Below are 17,147 nucleotides of genomic sequence, written 5' to 3'. Positions count from 1 at the left end.
ATCTGCGCGCATGTCTTGTCTTTTTCCCATAACCTCAGCAAGATTGGGCATGTCGCAGACCAGGACGTAGCGAACGGCAAAAGGACAGACCATGGCAAATGCATCGAAAGTGAAATTCTGCTGGCAAGACCCCTTGTTGCTCGAAGCGCAACTGAGCGAAGAAGAACGCCTGTTGCGCGACGCAGCGCGCGACTACTGCCAGGGTAGATTGTTGCCGCGCGTTCTCGAATCCTTTCGCCTCGAACAAACCGATCCGGCGATTTATCTGGAAATGGGCGAGATGGGACTGCTTGGCGCGACGATTCCGCCCGAGTACGGCGGTGCCGGGCTCAACTATGTGAGCTACGGCCTCATCGCGCGCGAGGTCGAGCGTATCGATTCGGGTTTTCGCTCGATGATGAGCGTGCAGTCTTCGCTGGTGATGCTGCCGATCCATACCTTCGGGACCGAGCAGCAGAAGCAGAAGTACCTTCCCCGGCTGGCACGCGGCGAATCGATCGGCTGCTTCGGACTGACCGAGCCCAACCACGGCTCCGACCCGGGCAGCATGGAGACCCGGGCGCGTGCGGTGGACGGCGGCTACCGGATCTCGGGCAACAAGACCTGGATCACCAACTCGCCGATTGCTGACGTGTTCATCGTCTGGGCCAAGGATGACGCCGGCGCAATTCGCGGCTTCGTCCTCGAGAAAGGAATGCCGGGCCTGTCGACGCCGCCCATCCATGGCAAGGTCGGTCTGCGCACGTCGATTACCGGCGAGATCGTGATGGACGAGGTCTTCGTACCGGCGGAGAACGCTTTTCCAGAAGTGCGGGGGCTCAAGGGACCGTTCACCTGCCTCGATTCGGCACGCTACGGCATCGCCTGGGGTGCCCTCGGCGCCGCCGAGTTCTGCTGGCACACGGCGCGCCAGTACACGCTCGATCGCAAGCAGTTCGGCCGCCCGCTGGCCGCCAAGCAGTTGGTCCAGAAGAAACTCGCCGACATGCAGAGCGAAATCACGCTGGCTCTGCAGGGTTGCCTGCGCCTCGGGCGGATGAAGGACGAAGGTACGGCGACACCCGAGATCACCTCGATCATGAAGCGCAACTCCTGCGGCAAGGCACTCGACATCGCTCGCATGGCGCGCGACATGCTCGGCGGCAACGGCATCTCGGACGAGTACGGCATCATCCGGCACCTGGTGAACCTCGAAGTGGTCAATACCTACGAAGGCACCCATGATGTACACGCGTTGATCCTCGGCCGGGCGCAAACCGGCATCGCCGCTTTCTGAAGCCGCTGGCGATGTCGTCGGCAAATCACGGTATTGCGCAGCACCGCCGAATGGATCGCCTTGCTCGAAAATGCCACCGTACCTTGCGGGAGTGGCGTTGGATCTCCTATCCTTAGCCATGACCCAATATGGTGCACAAATTCTCTGGCTCCGCGGCGAGCAGGATTTTCTCGGTAACCGTTATAGCCGCAAGCACCTGCTGCGCTTCGACGGGGGTGTCGACATCCCTGCCTCGTCGTCGCCGCACGTCGTGCCGGTGCCGATGTCCGACCCGGCCGCGGTCGATCCCGAAGAGGCTTTTGTCGCCTCGCTGGCCAGTTGCCACCTGCTGTGGTTTCTGTCGATCGCTGCCCGGCGCAGGTTCTGCATCGATCGCTACGCCGACAACCCGCTCGGCGTCATGGCGAAAAACAGCGATGGCAAGCTGGCGATGACCCTCGTCACGCTGCGACCCGAGGTCGCCTTTTCGGGCGACCACCTGCCGACGGCTACCGAGGTGGCGGAAATGCACCGCCAGGCGCACGAGGAGTGTTTCATCGCCAACTCGGTCAAGACCGAGGTCCGTTGCGAGCCGGTGTTCGGCGCTGCGCAGGATTGACGTGGGGCCGCTGCAGAGAGCAGAGTACCAGCGCTGCGCTGGGTTTCCGTTGGCTATGGAATTCAACAGGCCCCCTGCCCGAGGTCTCGCCTCGCCCCCAGGGCCTCGCCACTCGGAATGCATACGCTAAGGCGCTGTTTATGCTAGTTTTTCATACACTTGGCAGATTCCTCGGTAGTCCAAACCTTGTCTGCCCTAGCATGACCGAATGGTCCGGGAGGCGAGACGGCCTACAGAAAGGCAATCGACTGCAAGATAAGTCACAACAAATCATATAGTTGATGGCTTTTAACCATATGCTATCCGAGTGGCTGGGCCCTGGCTTCTCCCCCGCGCCGCCAAGCTTGAGCACGCTGGTGAAGGCTTCGCTGGTGAACTGCGAGCCTGATCGTTGTTGAAGATTCCCGGCTGGCCATGGACACGCAAGGCCTCCTCCACGGAAGAGCGCCGGCTGCACGCATACGACAGCTCACCGATTCCGGCCTGGAAGTTGCTGCGCCACACGAGCAGGGTGCTGTCTGACGGATCTTCCTCCAGCCAGCAAGCGCAATTATGCTGCAAGCATCGATTTTTGATAACCAAATAGCCGATGCCGCGAAAGCGGCGCCTGCCCACGCGGCGAGCTTGTCGGCTTTGGCCTTGAGCGGGAAGGAAAGACCGATGGCGTCGAGGACTTCCTTCCGTTGTGATCGCTCAAGGGCAATGGCGGGGGAACTTGTCCATTCCAATTCCCGTCTCGGCACTGACCAGATTGCAGGCATCGGTCCACCAGTCCGGGTCGTCGAGGCAGCCACGCAGACTCGGTGTCTTGTTCAGGCGACGGATCATTCTCTGTCGCCGACTGCTGATCGTCACTTCCCAACTGGCGCCTCGGCGCTCGGGTTGGTGCTGCCACTTGTGTTCTTTCAAGACCTGATCCCGCAACTCGCCAATTGTGTGCAGAAGAGATCTGCATTCAGGACGGGAACAGTTTCTTGATACTCTTTCTAAGCTCTACGCCAGAGATTAACTGTTTACATACAGGGTGCCATTGAAAAATCATCCACCACTCCTCAGTTTCAGGTTTTGGGTGATTTGGGCATGTCATATCCACTCCAAAAGAATCCAACAGATCTTCGGTAGTTGATAATCTTGAAACATCGACAACTTCTTGTAAGAACAAACCCTCACCGTTTGGTGCAAAGCGCTTCTGAATTTCTTCAGGGTGAAGTTGATTCAAGCACTGAAGTAGTAGTTCGAGTGGTTGAGAATATGGATTAGATTTTTTTTTCATGAACGTGCTTTTTCTCTGCCAGCCCGCATTCTATTACGGATACCGCTATCCATTCGGGTCTTGATCATCATTCCGGCCAAGGCCGAGTGCTGAGCGTGGAGAAAGGAGTGGCAGGACCCTCGAAATCTCGTACCCTTGGAAGTGCAAACTCACCGAGGGAGAAGGAAGATGCTCGAAGGTCCTGCCGGGATTGACTATAGCTGAGACACGAGGCCGGTGCCACTGCGCGCTGCACGGCCGTCGATGGTCGGTGGGTCGTGAAGCGCCGCTCGCGCCTGGAGCGGGCGGAGCAGCTTGGGACGGCCACGGCGCGCGTGGCGGCGGGACAGCCGCAACGGCAGGTGGCCGCCGACCTCGGCCTGGCCCGCAATACCTTGCAGGAATGGTGCAAACCGCTTGCGGTCGGCGCGGCCCCAGCGGTCTTGGCGGCGTGGGTGGAGACCCCAGAGGGCGTGCGCTGGCTGCATCAACTGGTGTGGGCGGCGCACTTCAGCATCCCCCTGCAGTTCAGCGCAGCAGCTCCGGGGTAGAGGGCCGCAATGGCCAACTGGCCCTACATCACCAGGGTCGCCATCGCCTGAGCGACCGCAAGCTCGCAGCGCTCACCGTCGTACACAACTATCATATCCGGCGCGCCGACGACCTCGACCGCCCAAGCAGCCCTATCTGATGCAGGTGGCGGCGTAGCGGGGGGGGAGCCGGAACGACGATCAAGGCCCCCATTCGGTAGCCAGCTTTCAGCAGGGTCTGTAAGGTGGCCAAGCCGAAGTGCGCGGCTTTGCCCCCTGACACCCGCCTAAATCACCGTCGGGCATCCAGGGTGCGCTACGCCGGGCTGCAAAACGCGCAGCCCGCCCTGGACGCAGGAGAAATGATCGCGAGAACAAAGGTTTTGAAAAGGCAAAAGGCTTGACCAGTTCGCCTCTGCCGCGAGCCAACCGCGGTTGGTGCCCGCCGCCATCGTGACGGGCAACCCTATTGACAGGGGCCGGCTAATGGGTGACCCCAATTCGACCCCCGCAAGGGCCTGCGCGGGGTCGGCATCGGGCAGGCGCTGCTGGCCTTTGCCGAGGTCGAGGCGCGCCACCGGGGCTGCTGCAAGCTGACGCTGGAGCGTCCTTACCGGCAATGCGGTGGCGATGAAGGTGTACAAGCGCGCGGGTTTCCGGCCCTATACACTCGACCCGGCCGCCGGCACGGCGACTTTCCTGCAGAAGAAGCTGCCTCCGACCTGAGCAGCCGGATCAGGCCACCTTGAAGTAGGCGACCTGCTGGCGGAGTTCCTGCGCCATCTGTTGCAGCCGCGCGGCGTTCGCGACGTTGGCGCGCATCGTTGCGTTCGTCTCCTCGGTCATCTGCGCGACGTGCTCGACGTTCTTGGCCACCTCGTTGGCGGCCACGGCCTGTTCGCGGGTCGCGTTCGCCACTTCCAGCGCGCGCGTCCGGGAGTCTGTGGCCTCGGATGAGATCGTGTCGAGCATGTCCGACACGGCGCTCACCTTGGCAAGCCCGTGCTGGATCTTTGGTGCGACTGCCTCCATGCCGGAGACGGTTTGGCGGGTCTCGTCCTGAATCTGCCCGATCATCTGGGCGATTTCATGCGTTGCCTTGGCCGTGCGCTCGGCCAGCTTGCGCACCTCGTCGGCAACCACCGCGAAGCCGCGGCCCTGCTCACCGGCACGAGCCGCCTCGATGGCCGCGTTGAGCGCCAGCAGGTTGGTCTGGTCGGCGATCTCGCGAATCACGCCAGCGATCCCCCCGACATCTTCCGATCGCTTGACGAGTCCGGCGACCTGCTCCGACGACGCGCTGATCGCGCCGGCCATCGACTCGATCTCGTCGACCGCGGCGTGAATTGCGGCCACGCTCTCCTCGGTCAGGCGGGAGGTCTTCTGCGAGCTGGCCTCGGTTTCGCCGGCCAGCGTCGATACCTCGTTGATGCTCACCGTGACTTCTTCGAGGGCCGCCGCCGAGGCCGCCGAGGCCTGCGCCTGTGCCTCGGTGGCCGTGCTCACCTGGCTCGTCGCTACCGACATCTGTCGGGCCGCATCACCGATGGTGTCGGATGCGGAACGGACGCCACCGATGATCGTTCCGAGCTTTTCGGCCATCTCGTGCATCGCACGCATCACGGCGCCGATTTCGTCGCCCCGGCCGGTATCGAGGCGGACCGTCAGGTCGCCGTTCGCAATGCGCTGCGAGCTACCCACCAGTCCGATCAGGGGCAGGATCACGATGCGGTTCAGGTAGAAGGTCAGAATCGCCAGGAGCGCGATCGTCAGCACGAAGGTGGCGGCGATCGTCAGGTTGCGTGCGCGGTCGGCGAGGCTGAAGATTTCCTCGGTATAGCTGCCCGAGGCGACGATCCAGTTCCAGTCCTTGTAGTCGTTGTAAATGACAATCTTGTTGCGCGGGCGGGTTTCGCCGGCCTCCTTGTTCATCCACGGGTAGATGATGGTGCCGTTTCTTTTCTCGACGATCTCGCGGATGAACGGGCGGCCTTCGTTGTCCTTGGCTTCGATGATGTTCTTGCCTTCCGACGCCGGATGGACGATAAGGGTGCCGGCCTTCGGCCCGGGAGTAGCGTCGAGCACATAAGCGTAACCGGTTGTGCCGAGCTTGATCTTCTTTATGGTCTCCTTCATGCGCGCAATCGATTCGACGATGTCGATGCCGACGAAATGCAGGCCGATCACCTGGCCGGCCGCGTCGCGGATCGGGTCGTACTTGGTCATGAAGTCGCGCCCGAACAGGGTGGCCTTGCCGGTGAAGGACTTGCCTTCACGCACCAGCACGTAGGCCGGGTGTTCCTTGCCGAGCAGCGTGCCGACGGCTCGCGAGCCGTCTTCCTTCTTCACGGAGGTCGTAACGCGTACGAAGTCGTCGCCTTTCTTCGCAAAGACGGTCGCGACGTTGCCCTTGGTCCGCAGACTGAAGGTATCAACCTCGCCAATGCTGCCGTTGAGCGCGACACCATTGAGCTTGAGAACCGGGTCGTCTCCGCCTTCGAGCGTGTAACGGCCGGCGAGCGCAGTCGAGAAAGCGTGTGCCCAGCTTTCAGCCTGCCCGCGAAGGATCGAGTCGGTTTGCCCGATCATGTCGAGCACCATCATGTTCGTCTTCCGGAGCTGCTCGGTCTCGTCGCGTTCGTTGATGTCGCGAATCTCGGCGTTGAGGAACAGGGCGAAGCCGCCCAGCGACAGCACGATGGCGAGCGACACCATGGCGGCGATGCGAAAGCGGATTGACTGGGTTTGGATCATCGCGCGGCTACCTCTCGTTTCGTTTGTCTTGCCCTGAAGGCGGGATCCGGTACGAGGAAACCAGTTTAACCTCAGATCGAGATCGGGATAAGAAAAGCGGGGCAGATTATTTGTAAGCCGTTGTTACCAATGTGGGTTGGACCTTCTAAGGAGAGCCCCAACGGGTGTCGAACATCCAACTTTGAACTTCGCTCCTTAGGGAACCGATGATTAATTCACTCCAATGCCGAGCTTGAGAACCCGAAACACGCAAGTGCGGGGTCATACCCCAAGTGCGGGATCAAGGTTTGCCGAATCAACGAATCAATGCTCCGCTGTCTTGGGGCCAAGTCGGGCACTTGATCATCAACAAGAACCGTTGACGCGGCTAGGCAGAATTTCCGCCTCCATCGAGCCAACTTACCGCCCGGCTGACCGTCGAGTAGTGTACTCGGAAATGCTCCGCGATCTCCTGCATGGAATACGCTCCGGTCAGAAAAGCACGCGCCATGGCCTCGCGGCGCAGCGGGTACGCCGCAGCGAACTCGGTGAGCGGCTTGGCCAGCACCCGCCGCTGCGCGCGGGGCACCTCGCGCAACTTGTCCATGGGCTTCCAGGCACCAAAGCGTTGCTCGACAAAGCGCTCGCTACCGAGAAGGATCTGGTGGCGAAGCCCCTTCCAGATGCTCGGTTGTCCGATTCCCTCGACGACGAAGGCTGCGTAGCCGGCCTGCGCCTGAGCGCGCTCGTCGCCGAACTGGCCCAGGAGCCAATCGGTCTCCAGCCATTCCGGTGTCGGTGCCGCTGCGACCATCGCGCGGTAACTGCTCCATGACCAGTCGTCCGGCCGCGCCACCATGCCCGCCCTGACTGGGTTGAGTACAACGTAGCGCGCGAGTTCCAGCAGGTAGGTTTCACGTTCGACCAGAATTGCCTTGAAGCGCCCCTGAAACAGGTGCCCGACCAGCGCATGGCGGCGGTTGAACTGCTGCGTATAGACACCGTTCAACTGCCGCATCCCTTGCGAGAGGTTGGCGTCGGGCGTCTCCAACACCATATGGAAATGGTTGGTCATCTGGCACCAGGCATGACAACGCCAATTGAAGCGTGCGCAGGCCTGTCCGAGGACAGCCAGCCACCCTGCGCGATCTTCGTCGCTCCGGTAAATGGCCTCCCGGCGGTCGCCACGCGAGGTGACGTGGTACACACCACCGGCAAGCTCGATGCGCAGGGGTCTTGCCATAGGATGAAGTTTAGGCTTTACATTGCTGGATTCAAGACCTGACCCTAATTGCGTGCGTGACCCTAATTGCAAGACCTTAACAACAAATTCAACGGCGAGCGAAGCGAGTCCGCTGCAATGCCAAGTTAGACTCGGGTGGCGGTCCGGCAGGAGCCGGAATGATCGTCCACCCCTCGGCGGCGTGTTTGTTCTGACGTGCCTGTAGATCGGCAAAAATGCGGTCGAGATCGAAATCCAAGCTGGCGGCGTGCTGCTCGCGAATCGCACGTACTTCGTGAATGATGCTATCAGTCATTGTCGTCTCCCAAGAGCTCGTCAGGTGTGCAAATGAAAGGCAGGAACAAGCCCAGCCGCTGAAAATGCTCGGCAATTCGCGCCTGGATCTCCGGGTTGGCAATATGCCGACAATTCCATGTCAGCAAATAATCCACGAAATGAACTGTGGCAATCGAAATATGCATGGCATCCTCAGCCGCCCTGACCGGAACGATTCCCGCAACAACCAGCCCCTTCGCCAGCTCAACACTTTACGCAGTAATGTCTAGCAGCGGTATGGTCAACAGCGCGTCAAGCCGTTTGCTCGCCGCAGAGGCATCTCCAGCGCCGCATTCAGTGACAACAAGTTCTGACACGACCAGATCGAATTCGCTACGGCGATCCCAGAAGAGGTAAGTGCTCTGCTGATGGCCAGCTTCAATTACGTTCTTGCTGGGGCGAGCCGTCAAATAGCTGATGACGGAGGTTTCAACGTATATCCTGCGCTTCATGAACTTAACCCTCGTTCAGAAAACCGTGTCCCCCATTCTTTCTGGAAAAAGAAAGACATGACCCCGTTTTCTACGTAGTGATCTTGCCATAGGATGAAGTTTATGGCTTTAAATTGCTGGATTACAAGACCTGACCCCCAAGATGTGTGACCCCCAAGATGTGACCCCCAAGATGCTTTTGCTCGCTGGACCTTGCAAAACATCCGCAACTTGCGTATATTTTCTCCATGCAAGCTATTTTTGCCGAATTGCCGGCGTTTGCCAAATATCGTGCCGACTACCTGGACGATGAAGAGTTTCGCAGGTTGCAACAGTACATGCTGAAGAACCCGGAAGCCGGCGATGTGATCGAAGGGACGGGCGGGCTGCGCAAGTTGCGTCATGGCGATTCTCGCCGTGGCAAAGGAAAGCGGGGTGGACTACGAGTGATTTACTACTGGTGGGATAGTGGCCGGCAATTCTGGCTCTTCACCCTGTACGACAAGGATGAAATGGAGAACTTGAACGCCGATGAGAAAAAGGCGCTCAAGGGAATGTTGAAAGCTGAACTGGAGGCCAGACGATGAAGAAGCGAAACCTGTTTGCCGAGATTGCCGAGGGCTTTGGTGCCTTGGCGAACGAGCGCGCTGACAAGCAGACGCTACGCACGCACAAGGTCGGGGTTCAACCCGTGCCGGAGGTGACGGCTGAGGAGCTGGTCATGTTGCGCGAGCGCCTGCATCTTTCGCGCCCGGTGTTTGCCGGCTACCTGCGCACGAATCCCCGGACACTGGAAAACTGGGAGCAGGGTCGGGCCAAACCGAACGCTCAGGCTGTGCTGCTGATTCGCTTGGTCGAGAAGTTCCCGGATACCGTTGAGCGACTGGCCGTGGTCTGAACTTCTGGCCGTAGCGGATCAAAAGGTACAAACCACCAGCAAGCTCAATGCGTGGTGGTTTTGCCATAGGTTGCGGTCTAGCCCGGAAAATGCCGGATTGCAAGACCTGACCCCATTGGTGATGCCATTGGTGATGTGCAAGACCTGACCCCATTGGTGATGTGTGACCCCATTGGTGATGTGACCCCATTGGTGATGACCTGACCCCATTGGTGATGACCCCATTGGTGAGACCTGACCCCATTGGTGAGCCGCAACCAAGACATGACCCCCATTTTGCTCATGACCCCGCGCGCTTCAAGAATTGCTTTGTTTCCGCCTTTGCACAAGGAAACCGACGAACCCCACGGCAAGAAGAAGCAATGTGGAGGGCGCTGGAACAACAGCGATTATCAACTGCGTATTAAACGAATGACCGTCGAACGGATCAGAGCCGGAACCACCAAAAAGTCCGGTAGTTACCGATGGGATGAACGGGTGAGGTATTCCGAAATTATCGATTGAACCACCAACAATGAAAACGTTATCGTGCAAGTCAGAATTCAGTTCGAGGAGCGCTGCGTCATTAAGATGTATGACTAATCTATTACCCGCCTCCCGAACGAGAAAACCGCCATCATAATACGCTGTGCCTGACCCCAAGTCATTGAAAATCGCAGTACTTGTTGTACCTGGGTGGAAGTCCCCGGGGGGAGTTGTGACATCATACAACCAGTACGCAATATCGCTGCCGCCCCATTCTGCTTCGGGGGGAATTGCGAATCCCAAATGCGTGTTCCAGTTGTCGATGACCAGCGTCGCCGCAATGATACGTTTGGCACTCGGAAAAAATGTGTCGATTGCCCTACCCACATCAAACATAAAGTAATTTCTGAAAACAAGGGGATCCAATGGTGGTGGATAGAACCCAACTATGTATCCAGCGAAATAATTCGCCGACTCTGAGCGAGTCCCGCTGCCGAAATGGTTGTATGTGCCCCTCGCAAAAGGATCCAAGGTTATGGTCACTGCGGCATGCGTGGATGACGCGACCCCAATTGCCAAGAATGCGGCGACAAGTGCGCGTTGCAGGTAGAAATACAAAGATTGCATTTGGCGTCTCCAAGTAACCATCCCCCGGCAGAGCCGGGGGCTTTCAATGTGTGAACCGCTCATAGCGGCTAAACAGGGACGCTAACGCGACCATGACTTTCTTGCGCCACCTAAAGGCATAGGGCATAGCTTTACACATAACTCATTTAGCATCAAAATTTGTCTTTAGATACAATTTGTTATAATTTTTCATGGAAAATTGCCTAATATCCACAACTTTCATAAATAAAGAAGCAATTTCCATACCACTACCCCCCGTCTTTGAAAAAAATAGTCTTTACAGGCAGTTGCGATTCCACGCCGATCTAACACACGAAGCACGAGGGTTCTATGTGTAAAAAAAACCGACACATCGGCCACGGTAGCCGTGGGTCCTCACAAGCGCGGCAAGCGCGGGGTCACAAGCAAAGCGCGGGGTCACAGCAAAGCGCGGGGTCACTAAGCTCGGGGTCATGCACTAAGCTCGGGGTCAAGCTCGGGGTCATCCAAGCTCGGGGTCAAAGCTCGGGGTCAGTCAAAGCTCGGAGTCAAAGCTCGGAGTCAAAGCTCGGAGTCAAAGCTCGGGGTCAAGTCTTGCAATCCAGCAGCAAAGCTCGGGGTCACAGCAAAGCTCGGGGTCACAGCAAAGCTCGGGTAGAGTAGAGGACAGGCTTTCGCCTGCCCTCCCTCATCAAACCGTGCATGCGATTTTCCCGCACACGGCTTTCCGATGCTCTTCACGCCACGGCATGCGCCGAGTTCCAGCCCGCCTTCGTAGGAACTTTGTATAGCCCGTAGCGCCCGTAGAGATGAGCACTTGGAAACCGGCGGAAACCAGTTCCTCGGTCCTTCACCTGATGACGCTTCATCAAATGGGTTCGCAACCGGTCTTCCGCGTGGTATCTGACTTTGCTCATCGCCAGACTTGAGTTTCGATAGTGGAAGTAGTTTGCCCAGCCTCGCAGGCTGCGGTTGACGTTTCCCACGATATCTCTCAAGGGGATGGGGGTCAGTTTCCGGCCCGTGAGTTCCGTCAGCCTCGCCTTGATTTTCTTCAGCGATTTGTCTGCTGGCCGGACATTCGGGTACGGTTTTCCAGTCTTGGCCCCTCGACTCATCTGAATCGTGAAACCCAGGAAGTTGAAGCTTGCTTGGGTGGCGTCCACGATGTGGGTCTTCGTCTCGTTGAGGCTGAGGTCCAGACGGTCCAGGACATGACGCACCACTTTCAGCGGTTCCTCTACCTCTTTTCGGCACAGGATGACAAAGTCGTCCGCGTAACGCACGAGATGTGCGGATAGCTTGCCCTTCAGGTGCTGCCGTTGCCATATTCGGTCGAGAATATGCAGGTAGCAGTTGGCCAAGAGCGGGGAGATCACGCCGCCCTGCGGCGTGCCTTTGCGATTGGCTTTTCCACCACCTACGGTCTTCTTCACTCCGTTGTCGTCTTCGCCGATGACCGGGGCTTTGAGCCATTGCTTGATGAGGTGCAGAATCCCCCCATCGACAACACGCTCGGCCACCACGGCCAGTAGCTTGGCATGCGGAATGCTATCGAAGTACTTTGATAGATCGGCGTCTATGACTTGAGTGTAGCCGGCCCATAACGTGTGGGCGATGTCATCCACGGCATCGTGGGCCGACCTCCTGGGCCGGAATCCGTACGAGTGCTCACAGAAGTCGGCTTCAAAGATCGGTTCGATGATGAGTTTCACCGCCATTTGTGCGACCCGATCGCGGAGCGTCGGTATCCCAAGCGGGCGCTGACTGCCATCCGCTTTGGGAATCATGACGCGCCTTACCGGCTGGGCGCGGTAGGTCTTGTCTTTCAGATCACGGGCCAGGTCCCGCAGAAACGTCTCTACCCCGATTCCGCTCTCGATGGCCTCGAAGCTGATCCCATCCATACCGGGACTGCCTCGGTTCGACCGGACAAGCCGCCAGGCATGACTGAGGATGTCTTCCCGGTAGAGCTTGTCGTAAAGCGCGTAAAAGCGATAGGCTGGTTCTTGCTTGGCCTTGGCATACAGCTTCCTCTGTAGCGTCCTGATCGTGTCCGGGGTGGTTAGCGACATGGCAATCCCTCGATCCTCCGCTCTTCGGTTGCACGAACAAAGTAGGGTCCCTTCCCTCGTCCGGGGTTATGTTGTCCCACGAACTCAGACGGTACTATGAACCCCTCCGACTCCCGCCTGCAGCCGCTGCGCTTTCGTTGCCTTATACGCAGCAGTCGGTGGTCTCCCCACCTCCGCAGACGGGCCTCCAGCACTGGGCAGTAAGTCTTCAAGAACATGCCATCCCTGCTACCCCGGGAGTCGATTGACGCCACTTCCGTTATTCCAGCGCCCATCCAACGGCCTTCCCCTTCTGACCACAGGGTCGGCTCCTCCACATAATTTACGAGGCTACTCATAGGTTCACTTGCGTTACGGCCTGCTCTCTTGCTGTTGGAAACTCACGACCCCGTGTCGCCACGGCGCCGCTTCCTCATGCTACCGGGGCGTACGGACAACTCCCCAGACGGGACTTAAACCCGCTAGACTTGCTGCTGTTACTGCGAACGGTCAAGTCTTGCAATCCAGCATATAGTTTGCCCAGCCTCGCAGGCTGCGGTTCACATTTCCCACGACGTCACTCAAAGGGATGGGGGTCAAATTCCTGCCCGTTAGTTCCGTCAGCCTCGCCTTGATCTTCTTCAGCGATTTATCGGCTGGCCGGACGTTCGGGTACGGTTTTCCGGTCTTGGCCCCTCGACTCATCTGAATCGTGAAACCCAGGAAATTGAAGCTTGCTTGAGTGGCGTCCACGATATGGGTCTTCGCCTCGTTGAGACTGAGGTCCAGACGTGCCAGGACATGCCGCACCACCTTCAGCGGTTCCTCTACCTCTTTTCGGCACAGGACGACAAAGTCATCCGCGTAACGCACGAGATGTGCGGACAACTTGCCCTTCAGGTGCCGCCGTTGCCATATTCGGTCGAGAATATGCAGGTAGCAGTTGGCCAAGCAGCGGGGAAATCACGCCACCCTGCGGCGTCCCTTTGACGATTGGCTTTCCCACCGCCTACGGTCTTCTTCACTCCGTTGTCGTCTTCGCCGATGACCGGGGCTTTGAGCCATTGCTTGATGAGGTGCAGAATCCCCCCATCGACAATGCGCTCGGCCACCACGGCCAGTAGCTTGGCGTGCGGAATGCTATCGAAATACTTCGATAGATCGGCGTCTATGACTTGGGTGTAGCCGGCCCAGAGCGCATTGGGCGATGTCATCCACAGCATCGTGGGCCGATTTCTTGGGCCGGAATCCGTACGAATGCTCACAGAAATCGGCTTCAAAGATCGGTTCGATGATGAGTTTCACCGCCATTTGTGCGACCCGATCGCGCAGCGTCGGTATCCCAAGCGGGCGCTGACTGCCGTCCGCTTTGGGAATCATGACGCGCCTTACCGGTTGGGCTCGGTAGGTCTTGTCTTTCAGATCACGGGCCAGGTCCCGCAGGAACGTCTCTACCCCGATTCCGCTCTCGATGGCCTCGAAGCTGATCCCATCAATGCCAGGACTGCCTCGGTTCGACCGGACAAGCCGCCAGGCATGACTGAGGATGTCTTCCCGGTAGAGCTTGTCGTAAAGCGCGTAAAAGCGATAGGCTGGTTCTTGCTTGGCCTTGGCATACAGCTTCCTCTGTAGCGTCCTGATCGTGTCCGGGGTGGTTAGCGACATGGCAATCCCTCGATCCTCCGCTCTTCGGTTGCACGAACAAAGTAGGGTCCCTTCCCTCGTCCGGGGTTATGTTGTCCCACGAACTCAGACGGTACTATGAACCCCTCCGACTCCCGCCTGCAGCCGCTGCGCTTTCGTTGCCTTATACGCAGCAGTCGGTGGTCTCCCCACCTCCGCAGACGGGCCTCCAGCACTGGGCAGTAAGTCTTCAAGAACATGCCATCCCTGCTACCCCGGGAGTCGATTGACGCCACTTCCGTTATTCCAGCGCCCATCCAACGGCCTTCCCCTTCTGACCACAGGGTCGGCTCCTCCACATAATTTACGAGGCTACTCATAGGTTCACTTGCGTTACGGCCTGCTCTCGGTCAAGTCTTGCAATCCAGCACGATCGCCGCTCCCCCGATCACCCATAGCCCTACCGCTACCCATTCGGTAGCCAGCTTTCATCGAGGACTTCCGTTGCCATCGCCCAAGGGCAATGGCGTGGGAGCTTGTCCATTCCGATTCCCGTCTCGGCACTGGCCAGATCGCAGGCATCGCCCCAGGCATCGGCCCACCAGTCCGGGTCGTTGAGGCAGCCGCGCAGACTCGGTGTCTTGTCCAGGCGACGGACAATTCTCTGTCGCTGACTGCTGATCGTCACTTCCCAGCTTGCACCTCTGCGCTCGGGTTGGTGCTGCCACTTGAGGAGATGGGCCAGGAGGACCGCCATTCGGGTGGCCAACTCGCGCTGTTCGCTCTTCCCACGTCTTCAATCTCCTCGGCGATATGTTCCCGGTCAAGCAGATCGAAACGCCCAGCACGAATCAGCCGGGCCTGCTCGCTAGCCCAGGCCACCACGTCAGTTTCGTAGTCAGTTCCCACGGCGACCTCCACATCACAAGAAACCAGGAAACACAGCGAGCTCTGCGGTCAAGTTTTGCAATCCAGCAGCCAGCATCCTCCCAGCCGTAAAGCAGCGCTGTATCCATCTCAATATCAAGAGCTCCGGCTCAAACCTGCCCAGGCAGCAGATTACGAAAGGGATGCTGGTTTTTCCAGCGATCAGTGTGAAAATCACGCTCATCGGTACTGACGATACGTCCCTCGCCGCCCTTCTCTGCCAGCAACGCCCGCGAGGCATCCGCCAAGTCCATCGGTAAATCATCCTATTGGCGCATCAAGGCATTCAGCCGGGGGAGATGATCGGCACCCATGACAAAAACACCCACTCCCTGTCGCGCCAGTGGTCAAGCGCAAACGAAACCATCACTTCCGGTTCATCGAAAGAACGACGCCGCCGAACTTCGCGTGCGGCGGCGTACAACCGGAAATCGCTTTGCCTACCTCTTCTTCACCGCCGGCAGGTCGGTGCAGACACCCTCATAGACCTCCGCCGCCATCCCGACCGACTCGCCCAGCGTCGGGTGCGGGTGGATGGTGTGGCCGATGTCGGTAGCGTCGCAGCCCATTTCGATTGCCAGACAGACTTCGCCGATCAGGTCGCCGGCGTCGGTACCGACAATGCTGCCGCCGATGATGCGATGCGTCTTCTCGTCGAAAATCAGCTTGGTGAATCCTTCTTCCCGGCCATTGGCCAGCGCGCGCCCCGACGCCGCCCAGGGGAAGACGCTCTTGCCATAGGTAATGCCTTCGGCCCGACACTGCTCTTCGGTCTTGCCGGCCCAGGCGATTTCCGGGTCGGTGTAGGCCACCGACGGGATCTGCAGGGCGTCGAAGCAGCGCTTGCCGCCGTTCGCGGCTTCGGCAGCGACGTGTGCCTCATGCACGCCCTTGTGCGCCAGCATCGGCTGCCCGACGATGTCGCCGACGGCGTAGATGTGCGCTACATTGGTTCGCAACTGCGTATCGACGGGGATGAAGCCGCGCTCATTGACGGCAACGCCAGCCTTCTCGGCCGCCAGTTTCTTACCGTTCGGCGAGCGGCCGACGGCGACCAGCACGAGGTCGAAGCGCTCTATCTCGTCGTTGCTGTAGGTCACCTCGATTCCTTCGGGAGTGGCTGCGGCGGCGACGACGCCGGTGTTGAGCAGGATCCGGTCGAAGCGGTGGGCGTTCCTCTTCTCCCAGACCTTGACCAGGTCGCGGTCGGCGCCGGGCATCAGGACGCCTCCGAGTTCGACGACGGTGATTCGCGAACCGAGCGCCGAGTACACGCTGGCCATCTCGAGGCCGATGATGCCGCCGCCGACGACCAGCATGCTCTTCGGAATCTGCCGCAGTTCGAGGGCGCCGGTCGAGTCGACGACGCGCGGATCGTCCTTGGGCATGAACGGCAGCGCGATCGGTTGCGAGCCGGCGGCGATGATCGCTTTCCGGAACTTGATCCGCTTGCTGCCGCCGCCGGCCAATGCCACTTCGACGTGATGCGCGTCGACGAACTGGCCGACGCCCTGCACGACCTCGACCTTGCGTCCCTTGGCCATGCCGGCGAGGCCGCCGGTGAGCTTGCCGACGACCTGGTCCTTGTGCGCGCGCAGCCGGTCGAGGTCGATGCTCGGCGCGCCGAAACTGACGCCGCAGTCGGCCATGTGCTGCGCTTCGTCCATGACGCCGGTGATGTGCAGCAGCGCCTTGGACGGGATGCAGCCGACGTTGAGGCAGACGCCGCCGAGTGTCGGGTAGCGCTCGACGAGGACGGTCTGCATGCCCAGGTCGGCACTGCGGAAAGCTGCCGAGTAACCGCCCGGGCCGGCGCCGAGGACGAGCATCTCGCACTCGAGGTCGGCGCTGCCGGTGATCGGCGGGGCGGCTTGCGGCGCGGGGGCGACGCTGGCCGCTGGTGGCGCGGCAGCGCTTGTTGCCGGTGTAGTCTCCTGCGCCGCGTCGGCGGTCTCGATCAGGGCAACCACCGTTCCTTCCGAGATCCGCTCACCCAGGCTGACTTTCACCTCCTTGACGACGCCGGCAACGCTGCTCGGCACGTCCATCGTCGCCTTGTCGGATTCGAGGGTGATCAGCGCATCGTCGACCTGGACTGTATCCCCGGTGTTGACGCAGATATCGATCACCGGCACATCGTGGTAGTCGCCGATGTCGGGCACTTTCACTTCAATGATCTGGCTCATGATTTTTCTC

The 17,147-nt window shown here is 59.4% G+C and carries 21 protein-coding genes and 2 pseudogenes; 7 read left to right on the top strand and 16 right to left on the bottom strand.

Annotated elements, in window-relative coordinates:
* Positions 1-91 precede the first annotated feature (91 nt).
* On the top strand, positions 92-1,276 hold the full coding sequence (locus tag V5B59_RS21820; RefSeq protein ID WP_169071843.1) for an acyl-CoA dehydrogenase: 1,185 nt from the start codon (positions 92-94) through the stop codon (positions 1,274-1,276).
* A gap of 118 nt (positions 1,277-1,394) precedes the next feature.
* The gene (locus V5B59_RS21815; protein ID WP_169071844.1) at positions 1,395-1,874 is read left to right on the top strand and encodes an OsmC family protein; all 480 of its coding nucleotides are present in this window, start codon (positions 1,395-1,397) and stop codon (positions 1,872-1,874) included.
* A 693-nt stretch (positions 1,875-2,567) separates the two neighbouring features.
* Here the strand turns inward: V5B59_RS21815 and V5B59_RS21810 are convergent.
* Positions 2,568-2,783: a DUF29 family protein gene (locus tag V5B59_RS21810; RefSeq protein WP_248595058.1), complete on the bottom strand. Its 216-nt coding sequence runs from the start codon at positions 2,781-2,783 to the stop codon at positions 2,568-2,570.
* A gap of 46 nt (positions 2,784-2,829) precedes the next feature.
* A complete protein-coding gene (locus V5B59_RS21805; protein ID WP_332352320.1) occupies positions 2,830-3,147 on the bottom strand; it encodes a hypothetical protein in 318 nt (105 codons plus the stop codon).
* 257 nt (positions 3,148-3,404) lie between these two features.
* On the opposite strand from V5B59_RS21805, the gene V5B59_RS21800 reads away from it, so the two are divergent.
* Positions 3,405-3,677 (top strand): hypothetical protein, encoded by a 273-nt coding sequence (locus V5B59_RS21800; protein WP_332352494.1) that lies wholly within the window; start codon positions 3,405-3,407, stop codon positions 3,675-3,677.
* Positions 3,578-3,817, top strand: a complete 240-nt coding sequence (locus tag V5B59_RS21795) for a DUF6399 domain-containing protein (protein WP_332352480.1) — start codon at positions 3,578-3,580, stop codon at positions 3,815-3,817. Before V5B59_RS21800 ends, V5B59_RS21795 begins: the two co-directional genes overlap by 100 nt.
* A 126-nt stretch (positions 3,818-3,943) precedes the next feature.
* Here the strand turns inward: V5B59_RS21795 and V5B59_RS26400 are convergent, their stop codons facing one another.
* From V5B59_RS26400 to V5B59_RS21765, 6 genes are all read right to left on the bottom strand, one after another.
* Entirely contained in the window at positions 3,944-4,300 is a 357-nt protein-coding gene (locus tag V5B59_RS26400; RefSeq protein WP_211203520.1) for a hypothetical protein, read from the bottom strand.
* 91 nt (positions 4,301-4,391) lie between these two features.
* Entirely contained in the window at positions 4,392-6,410 is a 2,019-nt protein-coding gene (locus V5B59_RS21785; protein ID WP_169071846.1) for a methyl-accepting chemotaxis protein, read from the bottom strand.
* 367 nt (positions 6,411-6,777) lie between these two features.
* The gene (locus V5B59_RS21780; protein WP_169071847.1) at positions 6,778-7,632 is read right to left on the bottom strand and encodes an REP-associated tyrosine transposase; all 855 of its coding nucleotides are present in this window, start codon (positions 7,630-7,632) and stop codon (positions 6,778-6,780) included.
* 88 nt (positions 7,633-7,720) lie between these two features.
* Positions 7,721-7,927, bottom strand: coding sequence for a hypothetical protein (locus V5B59_RS21775; RefSeq protein WP_034924332.1), 207 nt, complete (start codon positions 7,925-7,927; stop codon positions 7,721-7,723).
* Complete coding sequence (locus V5B59_RS21770) at positions 7,920-8,093, bottom strand: hypothetical protein (protein ID WP_248595060.1); 174 nt, start codon at positions 8,091-8,093, stop codon at positions 7,920-7,922. The genes V5B59_RS21775 and V5B59_RS21770 overlap by 8 nt, the downstream gene beginning before the upstream one ends.
* A gap of 66 nt (positions 8,094-8,159) precedes the next feature.
* A complete protein-coding gene (locus tag V5B59_RS21765; RefSeq protein ID WP_248595061.1) occupies positions 8,160-8,399 on the bottom strand; it encodes a hypothetical protein in 240 nt (79 codons plus the stop codon).
* Positions 8,400-8,626: 227 nt separating this feature from the next.
* On the opposite strand from V5B59_RS21765, the gene V5B59_RS21760 reads away from it, so the two are divergent.
* Both V5B59_RS21760 and V5B59_RS21755 read left to right on the top strand, forming a co-directional pair.
* Entirely contained in the window at positions 8,627-8,965 is a 339-nt protein-coding gene (locus V5B59_RS21760) for a type II toxin-antitoxin system RelE/ParE family toxin (RefSeq protein WP_034924326.1), read from the top strand.
* Complete coding sequence (locus tag V5B59_RS21755) at positions 8,962-9,276, top strand: helix-turn-helix domain-containing protein (RefSeq protein WP_034924323.1); 315 nt, start codon at positions 8,962-8,964, stop codon at positions 9,274-9,276. Before V5B59_RS21760 ends, V5B59_RS21755 begins: the two co-directional genes overlap by 4 nt.
* Positions 9,277-9,573: 297 nt before the next feature.
* Here V5B59_RS21755 and V5B59_RS21750 read toward each other — a convergent pair whose 3' ends face one another.
* From V5B59_RS21750 to V5B59_RS21730, 5 genes are all read right to left on the bottom strand, one after another.
* Positions 9,574-10,368, bottom strand: coding sequence for a PEP-CTERM sorting domain-containing protein (locus V5B59_RS21750; RefSeq protein ID WP_332352319.1), 795 nt, complete (start codon positions 10,366-10,368; stop codon positions 9,574-9,576).
* Between the two features lie 716 nt (positions 10,369-11,084).
* Complete coding sequence (gene ltrA / locus V5B59_RS21745) at positions 11,085-12,422, bottom strand: group II intron reverse transcriptase/maturase (RefSeq protein ID WP_332351545.1); 1,338 nt, start codon at positions 12,420-12,422, stop codon at positions 11,085-11,087.
* Between the two features lie 489 nt (positions 12,423-12,911).
* Complete coding sequence (locus tag V5B59_RS21740; RefSeq protein ID WP_332352318.1) at positions 12,912-13,352, bottom strand: reverse transcriptase domain-containing protein; 441 nt, start codon at positions 13,350-13,352, stop codon at positions 12,912-12,914.
* A complete protein-coding gene (locus V5B59_RS21735; RefSeq protein WP_332352493.1) occupies positions 13,298-13,624 on the bottom strand; it encodes a hypothetical protein in 327 nt (108 codons plus the stop codon). Before V5B59_RS21735 ends, V5B59_RS21740 begins: the two co-directional genes overlap by 55 nt.
* A complete protein-coding gene (locus V5B59_RS21730) occupies positions 13,542-13,733 on the bottom strand; it encodes a hypothetical protein (protein WP_332352479.1) in 192 nt (63 codons plus the stop codon). The genes V5B59_RS21735 and V5B59_RS21730 overlap by 83 nt, the downstream gene beginning before the upstream one ends.
* Between V5B59_RS21730 and V5B59_RS21725 the strand changes: the two genes are divergently transcribed.
* Entirely contained in the window at positions 13,659-14,033 is a 375-nt protein-coding gene (locus V5B59_RS21725) for a hypothetical protein (protein WP_332352492.1), read from the top strand. The two genes, V5B59_RS21730 and V5B59_RS21725, sit on opposite strands and share 75 nt — an antisense overlap.
* Positions 14,034-14,490: 457 nt before the next feature.
* Here the strand turns inward: V5B59_RS21725 and V5B59_RS21720 are convergent.
* The 3 genes and pseudogenes from V5B59_RS21720 to lpdA all read right to left on the bottom strand — a co-directional run bounded on the left by V5B59_RS21720 (position 14,491) and on the right by lpdA (position 17,137).
* Positions 14,491-14,933: pseudogene (locus V5B59_RS21720) on the bottom strand (DUF29 domain-containing protein).
* Between the two features lie 128 nt (positions 14,934-15,061).
* Positions 15,062-15,244, bottom strand: a pseudogene (locus V5B59_RS21715) (VapC toxin family PIN domain ribonuclease); the annotation flags it as partial.
* 147 nt (positions 15,245-15,391) lie between these two features.
* Positions 15,392-17,137, bottom strand: a complete 1,746-nt coding sequence (gene lpdA / locus V5B59_RS21710; RefSeq protein WP_169071980.1) for a dihydrolipoyl dehydrogenase — start codon at positions 17,135-17,137, stop codon at positions 15,392-15,394.
* Between the last annotated feature and the right edge of the window lie 10 nt (positions 17,138-17,147).

It is taken from the genome of Candidatus Accumulibacter contiguus, from assembly GCF_036625285.1.
In the GTDB taxonomy this organism is placed as follows: domain Bacteria; phylum Pseudomonadota; class Gammaproteobacteria; order Burkholderiales; family Rhodocyclaceae; genus Accumulibacter; species Accumulibacter contiguus.
This window is presented reverse-complemented; position numbering and strand designations above follow the sequence as displayed.